Genomic DNA, 14,442 nt, shown 5'->3' on the forward strand with positions numbered 1-14,442 from the left:
CACTTTCGTAATTATTCATTTCATTTCCTTCCCGATTTTTTTGACAACTATCACATCGCGGTCGTTGACCGATCGCGGGGCGATGCGCTTTGCGTCTGCGCGCAAAACGCGGCGCGGCAAATCGATATCGTAATCATCGTCGTGGAGGAGAAAAGAAACATGCTGCCTGTAGAACGTCATCGCTTTATCACCGAAGTCTTGAGCCAGCGCGGCCGCGTGATGGTGCAGGAGGTGGCGCAGCTGTGCCACATCTCTATCGAGACGGCGCGGCGTGATCTGGCCTTGCTTGAACGGCGCGGCCTGCTGCTGCGCAGCCACGGCGGCGCGGTGTTCGTCGAGCCACCGGCGGTGGAGAAAACCTATGTGCCCGCCGAGATAGACCAGGGGGAATCTTTCCGCCAGCGCAGCAACGAGGCGCCGGAGCAGAAAACGCGTATCGCCAAACGCGCGCTGGAGTTTATCTCGCCGGGGGATTGCCTGCTGCTGGACAGCAGCTCAACCAGTTGGTTTTTGGCGCGCCAGCTGCCGGATATTTCACTGGTGGTGCTGACCAACTCGCTGCACATCATCCAGACGCTGGCCTGCAAGGCCAACGTGCGCACCATCGGACTGGGGGGCGAGTATTCCGCCAAGTACGAGGATTTTATCGGCGTGCTGGCGGAGCAGATGCTGAAGGAGTTCGTGATCAACAAGCTGTTCTTCTCCTGCCACGGCATCTGCCAGGACGGCGGTATCCGCGAGAGCAACGAGCACCATGCGCGGTTGAAGCAGCAGATGCTGCTGGCGTCGGAACGCAAGTTCCTGTTGGTGGACAGCAACAAGTTCGGCCGCCGCTCGTTCGCGCGCATCTGCCACTACCGGGAAATAGACACCCTGATCACCGACAGGCTCAGCGACGACGAATTTCGTCAGGAACTGGCCTGGAACAACGTCGACGTGATTGAAGTTTCACCCGCCGCGAAAAGGGCGGCGCGATAACAACAACGAAAACCCTTTATTACAGCCAACACTTGTGGAGAGAGAACAATGAAAAAATCCGTACTGGTCGGTCTGTTTGCCTCGCTGCTGCTTTCGGTCTCCGCGCAGGCGGCGGACAAGTTGAAAATGGGCGTGGTGGTGAAGATCGGCGGCATTCCGTGGTTCAACGCCATGGAGGCCGGCATCAAAAGCGAGGGCGCCAAACGCGGCATCGATGCCTGGATGGTCGGGCCGACGGCGGCGGACCCGGCGCTGCAGGTGCGCGCCATCGAAGATCTGATCGCGCAGAAGGTGGACATCATCGGGGTGGTGCCGAACGACGCCCGGGTGCTGGAGCCGGTGCTCAAGCGCGCGCAGGAAGCGGGCATCAAGGTGATCGTGCATGAATCTCCCGGCCAAAAGTACGCCGATTGGGACTTTGAGCTGGTGGACGCCTCGCAGCACGGCGTCAACCACATGAAAGCGCTGGCCGCCTGCATGAAAGAGCAGGGCAAGTACGCGGTGTACGTCGGCAGCCTGACGGTGCCGCTGCACATCACCTGGTCTGACTCGGCGATCAACTACCAGAAGCAGCACTACCCGAACATGCAACTGGTGGGCGACAAGTTCGGCGTGGGTGAATCGCTGGATGACAGTGTGCGTACCACCAACGATCTGATGGCCAAATATCCCGATCTGAAAGGCGTGCTGGCATTCGGTTCGCAGGGGCCGATCGGCGCCGGGCGCGCGGTGCTCAACCGCGGCAAAAGCAACGATATCTGCGTCATCGGGCCGTTCAGCCCAGGACAGGGCGCTTCGCTGGTCAATCGCGGTGCCATCAAGGGCGGCTATATCTGGAATCCGATGGTGGCCGGCGAAGTGTTCGTGCGCATCGCCGACATGATGCACAAGGGAGAAAAAATCACCGATGGCATGACCATCGAAGGCATGGGCAAGGTGCAGGTGGATGCGCAGCAGCACACCATTCTCGGCAACGCCACCGAAAGCCTGGATAAGCAAAACCTGCCGAAGCTGGTGAAAATGGGGCTGTAATCATGGCGATTTCCGGCAATACGGCAACGCAGGGCGCACCGCTGATCGCGCTGCAACAGCTGTCGATGACTTTTGGCGGGCAGCGAGCGCTGAACGATATCTCACTGGCGCTGATGCCGGGGGAGGTGCACTGCCTGGCCGGCACCAACGGCTGCGGCAAGAGCACGCTGATCAAGGCGATCGCCGGCGTGTATCAACCGGATGACGGCAGCCGCATTACCCTCGATGGACAAACCTTCGGCCGGCTGTCGCCGGATCAGGCGCGCGCCTTCGGCATTCAGGTGATCTATCAGGATCTGTCGCTGTTTCCCAACCTGACGGTGGCGGAAAACATCGCCTTCGAGCACAACCTGCGCGGGCTGTTGAGGTGGCACCGGCCGGCGCGGCTGCGGCGTACCGCCCAGGGCCTGCTGCAGGAGCTGAGTTTTAATCTGGATCTCGACAAACGGGTGGCGGAGCTGCCGATTGCCCAGCGCCAGCAGGTGGCGATCTGCCGCGCGCTGGTGGCGGAAGCGCGGCTGGTGATCATGGATGAGCCGACCGCCTCGCTGACCCGCACCGAGGTCAATCAGCTGCTGCGCACGGTGAATTACCTGAAAGCGAAAGGCATCTGCGTGGTGTTCGTCAGCCACCGGCTGGACGAGGTGCTGGAGATCTCGGATCGCGTCACGGTGATCCGCGACGGCAACAAGATCGGCACCTGGCCGGCGGCGGAGATCACCGGCGATCGCCTGACCGAGCTGATGACCGGCTTGAAGCTGGATTATCGCCTGAAGTCACCGAGCATGAATAAGGATCGGGTGATGCTGGAGGCGGATCGTCTCAGCCGCGCCGGGCAGTATCAGGACGTGAGCTTCCGGCTGCATCAGGGCGAGGTGCTCGGGCTGTGCGGATTGCTCGGCTCCGGGCGCACCGAGCTGGCGCTGAGCCTGTTCGGCATGACCCGCCCGGACAGCGGCAAACTTTATCTCGACAGCAAACCGGTGCGCTTTCGCGGCCATGAGGACGCCATCAAGGCCGGCATCGGCTACGTCTCGGAGGATCGCTTGACGCTGGGGCTGGTGCAACAACAGTCGGTGGCGGACAACGCGGTGCTGACCATTCTCGATAAGCTGCGCGGGCGTTTTCGCCTGATCGACGAGTACCGCAAGAATCGCATCGTCACAGAGTGGATCGCCAAACTCGGCGTGCGGGTGGCGGATCCGGAGCAGGCGGTTTCGACGCTGTCCGGCGGCAATCAGCAAAAGATCGTGCTGGCCAAGTGGGTGCTGACCCAGCCGCGGATCCTGATCCTCGACTCGCCAACCGTTGGCGTCGACGTTGGCGCCAAGGCCAGCATCTACCAACTGATCCATCTGCTGGCGCAGGAAGGGATCGCCATTCTGCTGATCTCCGATGAAGTGCCGGAGGTGTATTACAACTGCGATCGGGTGTTGCACTTCAGCGGCGGCAGCGTGATCGGTGAATACCTGCCGGGGCAGGTGGGCCAGCAGCAGCTGGCGGAGGCGGTCAATGCGTAGATTCAGTCTGAAACCGCGCGGCAACGAAGGCTATCTGGCCTGGGTACTGCTGCTGACGGTCATCGTCTTTTCGCTGCTCAGCGATCGGTTTTTGACGGTGCAGAACCTGCTCGACCTCAGTGAAAGCTACGCGGTGAGCGGCATTTTCGCCCTCGGCCTGTTCGTGGTGCTGGTGACCGGCGGCATCGATATCTCCTTTGCCGCGGTCGCCTCGGTGGTGCAGTACCTGATCGCCACGCTGGCGACCCACTACGGTCTGGCCAGCCCGGCGGGCAGCATTCTGCTGGCGTTGGCGATCGGCGCCACGCTGGGCATGGTCAACGCGCTGCTGATCTACTGCCTGCGTATCGTCTCGATCATCGTCACCATCAGCATGCAGGCGTTCTTGTTCGGCATGCTGATGTGGCTGACCAACGGCCGCAGTGTGTACGCATTGCCGGACTGGTGGACGTTGCCGCGCAGCGTGCTGCCGTTCCAACTGGGTGAGCAGAGCTATCAGCTCGGTTTGCCGACGCTGGTGATGCTGGCGGTGGCGCTGCTGACCTGGCTGCTGTTGAACAAAACGCACCTCGGGCGCCAGCTGTTTGCCGTCGGTGGCGATGCGGAATCGGCGCGGCGCATCGGCATCCGCGTCGGCCTGCTGCATCTGTTCGCCTATGGCTATCTGGGCGCGATGGCGGCGATCGGCGGCCTGGTACAGGTGTACCGCATGGGGGAGGTGGTGCCCAACGCACTGGTGGGCGGCGAGCTCGACGTGCTGGCGGCGGCGGTGTTGGGTGGCGCCAGCCTCAACGGCGGCAAGGGCAGCGTGATCGGCACGCTGATGGGCGTATTCCTGATCGGCGTGCTGAAAAACGGCCTCAACCTGATCGGTGTGTCCAGCTACTTCATGAACGTGGTGATCGGTCTGGTGATCGTCGCGGCGATCACCGTCACTCACTACAAGAAGCGCAAAGAAACCGACGTCGGTTTCGCCTGAGGAGCACCTGATGGGCAACTACCTGAAATTTCGTCCGGACGGTACCGCCGTCGGCCTGTTGGCGCTGTTGCTGGCGGTGGTGCTGGCCTTCAGCATGCTGATGCCGGGGCGCTTCTTCAGCGGCGCCACCTTCACCAGCGTGGCGTTCCAGCTGCCGGAGCTGGGCCTGCTGACCCTGGCGATGTTCATCCCGATCCTCAGCGGCGGCCTGAACCTGTGCATTATCGCCAGCGCCAACCTGACCAGCCTGCTGATGGCCTGGCTGTTCATCAGCTATCTGCCGGCGGACGCCGGGCTGGGATTGCAGACGGTGTGGCTGGTGTTGGCGCTGGTGGCGGCGATGCTGCTGGCCGGGCTTATCGGCGCGGCGACCGGCGCATTGGTGGCGTACGTCGGCGCGCATCCGATTCTGGTGACGCTGGCGACCATGACCACGGTCAACGGCATCGGCATCTACCTGACGCGCGGCGCGGCCCTGAGCGGCATGCCGGATATCGTGCGGTTTATCGGCGCTGAGAGCGTGCTGGGCGTGCCGGTACCGCTGTGGATCTTCCTGGCGGTCGCCGCGTTGCTGGCGCTGTTCTTGCAGAAAACCCGGCTCGGCAAATGCATCTACATGAGCGGCAGCAACATCAACGCCACCCACTTCAGCGGCGTGAATACCCATCGGGTGCTAATCGCCATTTACACCCTCTCCAGTCTGCTGTGCGTCATTGCCGGGCTGGTGATGATGGCGCGCTTCAACTCGGCGCGCATGGGCTACGGCGACTCTTACCTGCTGCTCACGGTGCTGGCGATCATTCTGGGGGGCACCGATCCGTTCGGCGGTTTTGGCCGGGTCAGCGGCGTGGTGCTGGCGCTGATCGTGCTGCAGGTGATCGCGACCGGTTTGAACCTGATGAACGTCAGCCCGCATTTCAGTCTGGCGATGTGGGGCGCGGTGCTGATCGCAGTGCTGGCGCTGAAGTTTTTCCGTCATCGGTATCGGCAGCGGCGGGCGATGCGCCGCAGCGCGGCCCAGGCCAGAACCGCGACGGGCCATTGATCCTTTTCCCTTTTGCGCAGGATAACGCTAATGAAATACCAGATTTCACCTTCACTGATGTGCATGAACCTGATGGATATCCGGCAGCAATTGGCGGTGCTGAACCGCCGCGCCGATATGTTGCATATCGACATCATGGATGGGCACTACGTTAAAAACATCACGCTGTCGCCGTTCTTTATCGAACAGATCCGCCCGCACACCTCGTTGTTGCTGGATGTGCATCTGATGGTAGAGAACCCGACCGATTTCATCGACCCGATCGCCCGCGCGGGTGCCGACTTTATTTGCCCGCACGCCGAAACCATCAACCGCGATGCGTTCCGGGTGATCAACCAGATCCGCGCGCTGGGAAAAAAAGTGGGGGTAGTGCTGAACCCAGCTACGCCGGTGGAGTTTATCCGCCACTACCTTCATCTGCTGGACAAGATCACCGTGATGACGGTCGATCCGGGCTATGCCGGGCAGCCGTTCATTCCCGAAATGCTGGAAAAGATCCGCCAGTTGCGCGATCTGAAACGCCAACAAAACCTGAGCTATCTGATCGAGATCGACGGATCCTGCAATCAGCGGACCTACCGCGATCTGATGGGCGCCGGCGCTGAAGTTTTGATCGTCGGCAGCTCCGGGCTGTTCAACCTCGATCCGGATCTGGAGACGGCATGGGAAAAAATGCTGGACCAAATGCGGCAGGCGGCCTGAGGCGGGGGACATGATGCGGCATTTTCTTGGCGTTGACGTCGGCGGTACCAATACCCGCCTGTTGTTGATGAATGATGATGGCGAGTTCAGCGGGTACCGCAAGATAGCGACCGCCGACTGGGCGCAGCAGGCCGATCCGCTGGCGGCGTTGGGCCGCCTGATCGCCGGGCATGGTGAGGATCGTCAGGTGGCGCAGGTGATGCTGGGGCTGCCGGGGATCCTCAGTCGCGATCGTTCACGGGTGCTGTCGCTGCCGTTTATCCCGGCGCTGGACGCCCAGCCGGTGGCGGCGCTGTTGGCCGATGTGTTGGCGTTGCCGGTTCGAATGGATAAGGACGTCAACCATCTGCTGTGGTGGGATTTGCAGCAGCTGCCGGCGCTGCCGCAGGTGGCGGTGGGGCTGTATCTGGGCACCGGCATGGGCAACAGCCTGTGGCTGAACGGCGACTTTTATCACGGGGCGCACGGCGCCGCCGGCGAGCTGGGTCACATTCCCTGGCCCGGCCATCAGGGCGAGTGCCCGTGCGGTAAACGGGGCTGCGTCGAGAGCCTGACTTCCGGGCATTGGCTGACCGGCTGGGCGCGCGCCAACGCGGCGCAAACGCCGTTCGAACGGCTGTTCGAGCGCCACGGCGATCATCCGGATCTACGGCGCTTCGTCGAACGATTGGCGCAGACCATCGCCATCGAAATGAACGTGCTCGATCCCCAGCGGCTGATCCTGGGCGGCGGCGTGATCGCCATGAGCGGTTTCCCGTTGGCGCACCTTGAGCAAGAGATTCGCCGCCATTTGCGCGGGCCGCAGCCGGCGCAGGGGCTGGCGATCTCCGTCAGCCGCCTGACCGATGAAACCGGCAGCAAAGGCGCCTGCCTGGCCGCCCGGCGCCACCTCCAATTGAGCAGGGAGTACCCGCAATGAAAGGCAAAGTCTGCGTGTTCGGTTCGTTCAACCTGGATATCGTTGCCGGCATGGCGCGCTTTCCGCAGCCCGGCGAATCGCTGATCGCCCGCAACAGCATGATGGGCGCGGGCGGTAAGGGTGCCAACCAGGCCACCGCCGCGCTGCGCGCCGGGGCGCGGGTGCACTATATCGGCAAGGTGGGGCGCGATGACTTCGGCACCTTCGCCCGGCGCCACCTCGCCGCCGCCGGTTTCGATGCGGTGACGCTGTTCTCGACCGGCGACTGCCCGACCGGCAATGCGCTTATCTACGTTGCCGGCGAGGAGGCGGAGAACATGATTGCCGTCGATCCCGGCGCCAACCTGACGGTCAGCGAGGACGAGGTGCGCCAGTGCCGGCCGGCGATCGCGGCGGCGGATATTCTGTTGACCCAGTTGGAGAACAACCTGTCGGCGATTGAGCAGGTAATCGCCATCGCCCGCGAGGCGCAGACGTTCATTATTCTCAACCCGGCGCCGTTTCAGCCGGTGCCGGACAGCCTGCTGGCGCAGGTCGATATGCTGACGCCCAACGCCACCGAGTGTACGTTGCTGACCGGCGTGCCGGTACGGGATGTGGCTTCGGCGCGCCAGGCGGCGCAGGTGCTGCACGCCAAAGGCATTCGCTTGCTGATCGTGACCTTGGGTACGCAGGGGGCGCTGTTCTCGGACGGGGAAAACAGCGAGCTGATCCCGGCGTTTCCGGCGCAGCCGAAAGACACCACCGGCGCGGGCGATGCGTTTAACGGCGCCCTGGCGGCGCAGCTGGCGAATCAGGTACCGTTAGCCGAGGCGGTGCGCTTCGCCGCCGCCTACGCGGCGGTCTGCGTGGAGCGCGCCGGGGCGGCGGGGTCGATGCCGAGCTATGAGGAGGCGTTGGAACGCCAACGGGCGTTCGCGTGACGATAACGGGCTGCGGCGAAGAGGCGGCAGCCCGGTTCCCTTACTTCAACCAGCCTTTGCGCTGCGCATCCCGCAGGTGTTGCTCCATATGGCGCCACAGCTCGGGGTGTACGTCGGCGATCGACGCATTGCGCGACAGTACCTGCTCCAGGCTGATGCCGTTTTCCACCCAGCTTTGGCCTTCATTGTGCAGGTTCATCAGCATCGGCATGGTGCGATCCAGCAGCAAGGCGAAGCGTGCATCGGCGCTTTCGCCATCTTCATATTCCTGCCATAAAGCGGTGAAATACTCGCGCTGAGCCTCCGGCAACATGCCGAACAGACGACGCGCCGCCGCCACTTCCTGATCGTGGATCGCTGCGCGGGCCGCCAGATCGTAGACCAGCACGTCGCCGGCGTCGATTTCCACGATGTCATGCAGCAGCGCCATCTGGATCACGCGCTGAATGTCTACGTCATCACCGGCGTAGGGCGCCAGGCTCATGGCGGCGATGGCGAAGTGCCAACTGTGTTCGGCGGAGTTTTCCTGGCGCTGGGTGCCCAGCACTTTGGTGCGGCGTTGCACGCCTTTCAACTTATCGATTTCCATCAGGAATTGGATGACTTGGGTCATTGAGCCGAAATCTAACGCGGGTACAGCGGATGACATGGTGTAAACCTCAAGGTGGGTGGGTTGAAGCCTGACGATTGTAGACCACCGGACGGGGGATTTCGATGGTTACACGCGTTCACATTTTTATTTTAGCGTACACGTGTACACTGGAATTATTCTCAGTTAAGCTGCTTTGCGTTAATTTCGCACAAAGCAGGGCATTTTGAGGGGTTGCGCGTTATGGGGAAAACGGACGTAGTGAAAGCCGGGAGCAATAAGATTGTCGCCGCGGCTTATCCGTGGGCGGAAGAGATCGCCAACAGCATCAGCCACGGCATCGGGCTGGTGTTCGGCATCGTCGGCCTGGTGTTGCTGTTGGTGCAGGCGGTGAATACCGGTGCCGATGCGACGGCCATCACCAGTTACAGCCTGTACGGCGGCAGCATGATCCTGCTGTTTCTCGCTTCCACGCTCTACCATGCGATCCCGCATCAGAAGGCCAAGCATTGGCTGAAAAAATTTGACCACTGCGCCATTTATCTCCTGATTGCCGGGACTTACACCCCGTTTTTACTCGTGGGGCTGGATTCGCCGTTGGCGAAGGGCCTGATGGCGGTAATCTGGGGGTTGGCGCTGCTCGGCGTGCTGTTCAAACTGGCCTTCGCCCACCGTTTTGAAGCCCTGTCGCTGGTGACCTACCTGACGATGGGCTGGCTGTCGCTGATTGTGATTTATCAGCTGGTTACGCGGCTGGAGGCCGGCGGCGTCACGCTGCTGGCGATAGGCGGGGTGGTCTATACCCTGGGCGTGATTTTCTACGCTTCCAAGCGCATTCGCTTTGGCCACGCCATCTGGCACGCCTTCGTGCTCGGCGGCAGCGCCTGCCATTTCATGGCGATCTACCTGTACGTCTAAGCGTTGCCGCTACGTCTGAATGCGTATTGCACTGGCGTCTCTTTTGTTTTAAAAAAGAGGCGCTTGCTTCTTTCGGGTATCCAGCAAGCCCGTTCCTTCATTTCTGAGCCCGCATACCGTTTCTCTCACCTCTGTTCAGGACTCACTAAGATGATCGTTCGCTTATCCAAAGCGCTGCTGGTCTGCGCTATCGCTTTGTTCGCTTCGCTGGTGGCCTTCGGCAATATCACCGATTACGGCTCCAACTTCGCCTTCGTGCGCCACGTCTTTATGATGGACACCCTTTTCCCCGACGCCACCATCGGCTACCGCTCGATACAGACACCGTGGCTACATCACGCCGGCTATATTTTCATCATTGCACTGGAGAGCCTGACCGCGCTGCTGTGCTGGATCGGCGGCCTGCGTCTGTTGGGCGGCCTGAAACTGCCCGCTAACGCTTTCAACGGCCGGAAAAAGCTGGCGGTAGTGGGGCTGACGCTGGGCTTCCTCACCTGGCAGGTCGGCTTTATGTCGATTGGGGGCGAGTGGTTCGGCATGTGGATGTCGCAGCAATGGAACGGCGTACCGAGTGCGTTTCGCTTCTTCGTCACCATCATCCTGGTGCTGATTTATCTGGTACAGCGCGACGGGGAGTTGGACGAGTAACGAAGACGGCCGCAGGCAGAGCGCCTGCGGCCGATGGATTATTTCTCTTCGGCCAGCGAGTACGGCAAGGGTTTGATCGCCAGCTGGCTGGCGGCATCGTCGCGCACCCGCAGCTTGCTGTCGGCATCCAAATCGTTGTTCATCACCACCTGCACCCACAGCGTGCCGTCGGCCAGTTGGCTCGACGCCAGTACGGTGCCGGTGCGGCGCCAGTTTTCACCCAGCTGCAGCTCCAGGTCTTCCGCCGCCTGCGGGGAGCGGGCCGCCTTACCTTCCAGCCAGTAGAGCGCACGCTTGTTGGCGCCGCGGAACTTGGCGCGCGCCACCATCTCCTGACCGGTATAGCAGCCCTTGCTGAAGCTGATGCCTTCCAGCGCCTGCAGGTTGGTGGCCTGCGGGATCAGCTGCGCGCTGTTGGCGGCGTCGATAACCGGATAGCCGGCTTCGATCTCGAGCGCCAGCCACTGGCCGCTGTCATTCAGTTCCGCCTGGTCATGCAGTTTGCCGATCAGCTGTTCGGCCACGGCGGGGCGGGTCACCAGCAGAAAACGTTCCGCCGGCGCATTGAAGTGCAGAATCGTGGTGTCGCCGTCCTGCACCACCGGATGTTCGGCATCCGGTAATGTGGCGAACAGGCCCGTCAGCGCGGCGCGCGCCTGGAAACCGGCGACGCCCAGCAACACCGCATCGTTATCGGCGGCGATGGTGACTTTGGAGAACACCGCGTATTTTTTGATTTCAGCCAGCTGGCTGTCCAGCACGCTGCGGCGTTCCAGATAGGCGAAGCCTTCGCCACGGTGGAACAGACGCAGGTTGCTCCACATTTTGCCCTTGGCGTCGCAGTGGGCGCACAGTACGTGCTGATCGGCCGCCAGCGCGTCGATGTCCGCCGTCACCTGGCCCTGGAGATACTTCACCGTGTCCGGCCCGTTCAACGTCACCAGCGCCCACTCTTCCAGCGAGATCAGCGTCAGGGGCAGATGGGTGGAAGCGGAGGGCTGACGGGGTGGGAATGGAATGTTATGCGCCATAGTAAGTTCCTGCTCAACGTTTAGCTTACCTGAAGGGTATTGAACCCATGGTAAAAGAGGCGGCGGGCTTTGCAAACTGTTATTCGCGCTGTGGGGCCGGGGTGCGCTTTTTTTGGCATTTTGCGCTTTATTACGTTTTCCGCAGCAAAGCGCCTTCCCGGCGTGTATGTCAAATTGTTACTCTATAGGCTTGCGGCCTGGGCACCCTTGCAGACAGATCCCCGGCTGATGGAATTATATTGCGACGGCGTTGCCATACAGTGTGTCATTTGAACCCTGCGCTGGCGCTGCCGCGCTGAAAAGAGGTGAGTCATAACAACATGGATATTAACAACAAAGCACGTATTCACTGGGCTTGCCGCCGTGGCATGCGCGAGCTGGACATCTCCATCATGCCGTTCTTCGAATACGAATACGACAGCCTGAATGACGCGGACAAGGCGCTGTTTATCCGCCTGCTGGAGTGCGACGATCCCGATTTGTTCAACTGGCTGATGAATCATGGCGCGCCGCAGGACAGCGAGCTGCAGAGAATGGTGACCCTGATCCAAACGCGAAATAAAGACCGTGGCCCAGTGGCGATGTGATATCCGCATTTCCTGGCGCACCCAGCTGTTTTCCCTGTTGACCCACGGCGTTCTGATCCTGCTGATCCTGATTTCGCCCTGGCCGGAAGGCTTGGGCCCGCTCTGGCTGGTGCTGCTGACGTTGGTAGTGTTTCAGTGCATTCGCAGCCAGAAGCGCATCGCCGCCGTGCAGGGTGAGTTGCGGCTGCTGGCGGACCGGCGTTTCAGCTGGCACGGACGCGAGTGGCGGCTGGCGAAAAAACCGTGGATGCCGGGTTATGGCATGCTGTTGACGCTGCAGCCGCTGGAGGGCAAAAAGCGCCGCCGGCTGTGGCTGGCTTCCGATTGCATGAGCAAAGAGGAGTGGCGCCACCTGCGGCAGCTGTTGCTGTATCCGCCGGCGGGCGACGGCGAGGAGGCCTGATGAAACCCGTACTCTGGTTGGTGGAGGATGAACCCAGCATTGCCGATACGCTGGTTTACACGCTGGAGAGCGAAGGCTTCGAGGTGCGCTGGTTCGAACGCGCGGAACCGGCGTTGCAGGCGCTGGCGCAAGGTGCGCCTGCGCTCGCTATCCTCGATGTCGGTTTGCCGGATATCAACGGTTTTGAATTGTGTCGCCGCCTGCTGGCTCAGGCGGCCGACCTGCCGATTCTGTTTCTTACCGCCCGCAGTGATGAAGTAGACCGCCTGATCGGACTGGAGATCGGCGCCGACGACTATGTCGCCAAGCCGTTCTCCCCTCGCGAGGTCAGCGCACGGGTGCGCACCATTTTGCGCCGCCTGCATAAGCAGCAGCGCCTGCAACAGAGCGCGCGCTATCATTTCGGCGCTTTCACGCTCGACGAAGACGCGGCCACCATCTCCTACCATCAGCGGCCGCTGCCGCTGACCCGTTACGAATACCTGCTGCTGAAGACGCTGTTGTTGGCGCCGGGACGGGTGTTCTCGCGGCAGCAACTGATGGAAAGCGTTTGGGCGCAGGCGGAAGAAAGTCTGGATCGCACCGTCGATACCCACATCAAAACGCTGCGCGCCAAGCTGCGTGCGGTTGAGCCCGGTGAACCGCCCATTCACACCCACCGCGGATTGGGCTACAGCGTGAGCCGCCAGCCATGAAAATTGGCCTGCGCCTGCTGCTGGGATATTTTCTGATCGTGGCGGTGGCCGGGTACTTCGTGCTGAGCATTTTCGTCCAGGAAGTGAAGCCCGGCGTGCGGCGCGCTACCGAAGGCACGCTGGTGGACACCGCCAACCTGCTGGCGCAAATCGCCCGTCAGGACATGCAGCGCGGCGATGCGGCGCATGGCCAACTGGCGCAGGCGTTCACGCAGCTGAACCAGCGGCCGATCGGCGCCAATATCTCCGGCATCCGCAAGGATCGCAGCGAATACCACGTCTATCTGACCGATGCCCAGGGGCGGGTTATCTTCGATTCTGCCGGCCGCGCGCAGGGGCAGGACTATTCGCGCTGGAATGACGTTTATCGGACGCTACGCGGTGAGTACGGCGCTCGCAGCACCCGCAGCGATCCAGAAGATGAAAACAGTTCGGTGATGTATGTGGCCGCGCCGGTGATAGAACAAGGGCGTATTATCGGCGTGCTCACCGTGGGCAAACCCAACAGCACCATGGCGCCGGTGATCAAACGCAGCGAACGGCGCATTCTGTGGGCCGGTGCGTTGCTGCTGGGGATTGCGTTGCTGATCGGGGCGGTATTCGTCTGGTGGATCAACCGTTCGATAGGCCGGCTGGTGCGCTATGCCGATGGGGTGGCGCAAGGGGAAAGCGCGCCGCTGCCTAAAGTGGGTGGCCGGGAATTGACGCAGCTGGCGCAGGCATTGGAGAGCATGCGACTGAAGCTGGAAGGGAAAGCTTATATCGAACAATATGCACATACCCTGACGCATGAGCTGAAAAGCCCGCTGGCGGCGATCAGGGGCGCGGCGGAGCTGTTGCAAGAGCTGCCGCCGCCCGGAGACCGCCCGGCGTTTTCTCACCAATATCGAGCAGCAAAGCGCACGTATCCAACAGCTGGTGGACAAACTGCTGGTGCAGGCGCGGCTGGAGAGTCGGCCAGACATGGAAACCGCGCCGATTGCGATCGCGGCGCTGGTCAGCCAGACGATGGCGGGCAAAGAGGCGCAGGCGACGCAGCGCGGCGTCAGATTGCAACTGGAGGCGTTGGCGGAGATGACGCTGAACGGCGATGCGTTGCTGATCAGCCAGGCGTTGACCAACCTGCTGGACAATGCGATCGACTTTACCCCGCCGGGCGGTTGCGTCAGCGTGCGAGGCGAACGGCGAGAACAGCATTACTGCATCAGCGTTTGCGATGACGGCAGCGGCATTCCGGACTATGCGCTCGATAAGGTGTTCGAGCGTTTTTATTCGCTGCCGCGCGCCGAACGGCCGAAAAGCAGCGGGCTGGGACTGAACTTCGTGCAGGAAGTCGCGCGTCTGCATCATGGCGGCATTCACCTGCGCAACCGCCGGCCGCACGGGGTGGAAGCGACGTTTATGTTATCGCTGTGACTTCACCTTCCCTTCACATAACCACATTCTGATTTCACCTGCGGATTTTATCGTGGC

The 14,442-nt window shown here is 61.7% G+C and carries 15 protein-coding genes and 1 pseudogene; 14 read left to right on the top strand and 2 right to left on the bottom strand.

Going from position 1 to position 14,442, the window contains the following annotated elements:
* Positions 1-159 precede the first annotated feature (159 nt).
* From FUU19_RS17425 to rbsK, 8 genes are read left to right on the top strand one after another with little or no spacing between them, the layout of a single operon-like run.
* Positions 160-978 (top strand): DeoR/GlpR family DNA-binding transcription regulator, encoded by an 819-nt coding sequence (locus FUU19_RS17425; protein ID WP_230490965.1) that lies wholly within the window; start codon positions 160-162, stop codon positions 976-978.
* A gap of 48 nt (positions 979-1,026) precedes the next feature.
* Complete coding sequence (locus FUU19_RS17430; protein ID WP_141998910.1) at positions 1,027-2,010, top strand: substrate-binding domain-containing protein; 984 nt, start codon at positions 1,027-1,029, stop codon at positions 2,008-2,010.
* Between the two features lie 2 nt (positions 2,011-2,012).
* Complete coding sequence (locus tag FUU19_RS17435; RefSeq protein ID WP_230490966.1) at positions 2,013-3,530, top strand: sugar ABC transporter ATP-binding protein; 1,518 nt, start codon at positions 2,013-2,015, stop codon at positions 3,528-3,530.
* The gene (locus tag FUU19_RS17440; RefSeq protein ID WP_141966791.1) at positions 3,523-4,509 is read left to right on the top strand and encodes an ABC transporter permease; all 987 of its coding nucleotides are present in this window, start codon (positions 3,523-3,525) and stop codon (positions 4,507-4,509) included. The genes FUU19_RS17435 and FUU19_RS17440 overlap by 8 nt, the downstream gene beginning before the upstream one ends.
* Positions 4,510-4,519: 10 nt before the next feature.
* Entirely contained in the window at positions 4,520-5,554 is a 1,035-nt protein-coding gene (locus FUU19_RS17445) for an ABC transporter permease (protein WP_230490967.1), read from the top strand.
* Between the two features lie 30 nt (positions 5,555-5,584).
* Positions 5,585-6,256, top strand: a complete 672-nt coding sequence (alsE, locus tag FUU19_RS17450; protein ID WP_033635837.1) for a D-allulose 6-phosphate 3-epimerase — start codon at positions 5,585-5,587, stop codon at positions 6,254-6,256.
* Positions 6,257-6,266: 10 nt separating this feature from the next.
* Entirely contained in the window at positions 6,267-7,175 is a 909-nt protein-coding gene (alsK, locus tag FUU19_RS17455; protein WP_141966797.1) for an allose kinase, read from the top strand.
* Complete coding sequence (rbsK, locus tag FUU19_RS17460; RefSeq protein ID WP_049208212.1) at positions 7,172-8,098, top strand: ribokinase; 927 nt, start codon at positions 7,172-7,174, stop codon at positions 8,096-8,098. Before alsK ends, rbsK begins: the two co-directional genes overlap by 4 nt.
* Positions 8,099-8,138: 40 nt before the next feature.
* Here rbsK and FUU19_RS17465 read toward each other — a convergent pair whose 3' ends face one another.
* Positions 8,139-8,747 (bottom strand): HD domain-containing protein, encoded by a 609-nt coding sequence (locus tag FUU19_RS17465; protein ID WP_049208209.1) that lies wholly within the window; start codon positions 8,745-8,747, stop codon positions 8,139-8,141.
* A 183-nt stretch (positions 8,748-8,930) separates the two neighbouring features.
* Between FUU19_RS17465 and trhA the strand changes: the two genes are divergently transcribed.
* Together trhA and FUU19_RS17475 are read left to right on the top strand one after the other, a co-directional pair.
* Positions 8,931-9,605 carry a PAQR family membrane homeostasis protein TrhA gene (gene trhA / locus FUU19_RS17470; protein WP_033639467.1) on the top strand — a complete coding sequence of 225 codons (675 nt, stop codon included), beginning with the start codon at positions 8,931-8,933 and terminating at the stop codon, positions 9,603-9,605.
* Positions 9,606-9,755: 150 nt separating this feature from the next.
* Positions 9,756-10,253 (top strand): DUF2165 family protein, encoded by a 498-nt coding sequence (locus tag FUU19_RS17475; RefSeq protein WP_141960180.1) that lies wholly within the window; start codon positions 9,756-9,758, stop codon positions 10,251-10,253.
* A gap of 38 nt (positions 10,254-10,291) precedes the next feature.
* Here FUU19_RS17475 and ygfZ read toward each other — a convergent pair whose 3' ends face one another.
* Complete coding sequence (gene ygfZ / locus FUU19_RS17480) at positions 10,292-11,284, bottom strand: tRNA-modifying protein YgfZ (protein ID WP_230490968.1); 993 nt, start codon at positions 11,282-11,284, stop codon at positions 10,292-10,294.
* Positions 11,285-11,604: 320 nt separating this feature from the next.
* Between ygfZ and sdhE the strand changes: the two genes are divergently transcribed.
* The 4 genes and pseudogenes from sdhE to creC all read left to right on the top strand — a co-directional run bounded on the left by sdhE (position 11,605) and on the right by creC (position 14,385).
* On the top strand, positions 11,605-11,871 hold the full coding sequence (gene sdhE, locus FUU19_RS17485; RefSeq protein ID WP_019455657.1) for an FAD assembly factor SdhE: 267 nt from the start codon (positions 11,605-11,607) through the stop codon (positions 11,869-11,871).
* Entirely contained in the window at positions 11,852-12,274 is a 423-nt protein-coding gene (locus tag FUU19_RS17490) for a protein YgfX (protein ID WP_197834330.1), read from the top strand. Before sdhE ends, FUU19_RS17490 begins: the two co-directional genes overlap by 20 nt.
* Entirely contained in the window at positions 12,274-12,969 is a 696-nt protein-coding gene (gene creB, locus FUU19_RS17495) for a two-component system response regulator CreB (protein WP_025304122.1), read from the top strand. The genes FUU19_RS17490 and creB overlap by 1 nt, the downstream gene beginning before the upstream one ends.
* Positions 12,966-14,385 (top strand): annotated as a pseudogene (gene creC, locus FUU19_RS17500) (two-component system sensor histidine kinase CreC). The gene creB and the pseudogene creC overlap by 4 nt, the downstream one beginning before the upstream one ends.
* Positions 14,386-14,442: the final 57 nt, after the last annotated feature.

The sequence above is a fragment of the Serratia montpellierensis genome (genome assembly GCF_020858655.1).
GTDB classification, from domain to species: Bacteria; Pseudomonadota; Gammaproteobacteria; order Enterobacterales; family Enterobacteriaceae; genus Serratia; species Serratia montpellierensis.

Bases quoted from the DNA above. Each gene is read 5' to 3' on its own strand.
- FUU19_RS17425 (WP_230490965.1), top strand. From the start codon at position 160: ATGCTGCCTGTAGAACGTCATCGCTTTATCACCGAAGTCTTGAGCCAG.
- FUU19_RS17430 (WP_141998910.1), top strand. From the start codon at position 1,027: ATGAAAAAATCCGTACTGGTCGGTCTGTTTGCCTCGCTGCTGCTTTCG.
- FUU19_RS17435 (WP_230490966.1), top strand. From the start codon at position 2,013: ATGGCGATTTCCGGCAATACGGCAACGCAGGGCGCACCGCTGATCGCG.
- FUU19_RS17440 (WP_141966791.1), top strand. From the start codon at position 3,523: ATGCGTAGATTCAGTCTGAAACCGCGCGGCAACGAAGGCTATCTGGCC.
- FUU19_RS17445 (WP_230490967.1), top strand. From the start codon at position 4,520: ATGGGCAACTACCTGAAATTTCGTCCGGACGGTACCGCCGTCGGCCTG.
- alsE (WP_033635837.1), top strand. From the start codon at position 5,585: ATGAAATACCAGATTTCACCTTCACTGATGTGCATGAACCTGATGGAT.
- alsK (WP_141966797.1), top strand. From the start codon at position 6,267: ATGATGCGGCATTTTCTTGGCGTTGACGTCGGCGGTACCAATACCCGC.
- rbsK (WP_049208212.1), top strand. From the start codon at position 7,172: ATGAAAGGCAAAGTCTGCGTGTTCGGTTCGTTCAACCTGGATATCGTT.
- FUU19_RS17465 (WP_049208209.1), bottom strand. From the start codon at position 8,747: ATGTCATCCGCTGTACCCGCGTTAGATTTCGGCTCAATGACCCAAGTC.
- trhA (WP_033639467.1), top strand. From the start codon at position 8,931: ATGGGGAAAACGGACGTAGTGAAAGCCGGGAGCAATAAGATTGTCGCC.
- FUU19_RS17475 (WP_141960180.1), top strand. From the start codon at position 9,756: ATGATCGTTCGCTTATCCAAAGCGCTGCTGGTCTGCGCTATCGCTTTG.
- ygfZ (WP_230490968.1), bottom strand. From the start codon at position 11,284: ATGGCGCATAACATTCCATTCCCACCCCGTCAGCCCTCCGCTTCCACC.
- sdhE (WP_019455657.1), top strand. From the start codon at position 11,605: ATGGATATTAACAACAAAGCACGTATTCACTGGGCTTGCCGCCGTGGC.
- creB (WP_025304122.1), top strand. From the start codon at position 12,274: ATGAAACCCGTACTCTGGTTGGTGGAGGATGAACCCAGCATTGCCGAT.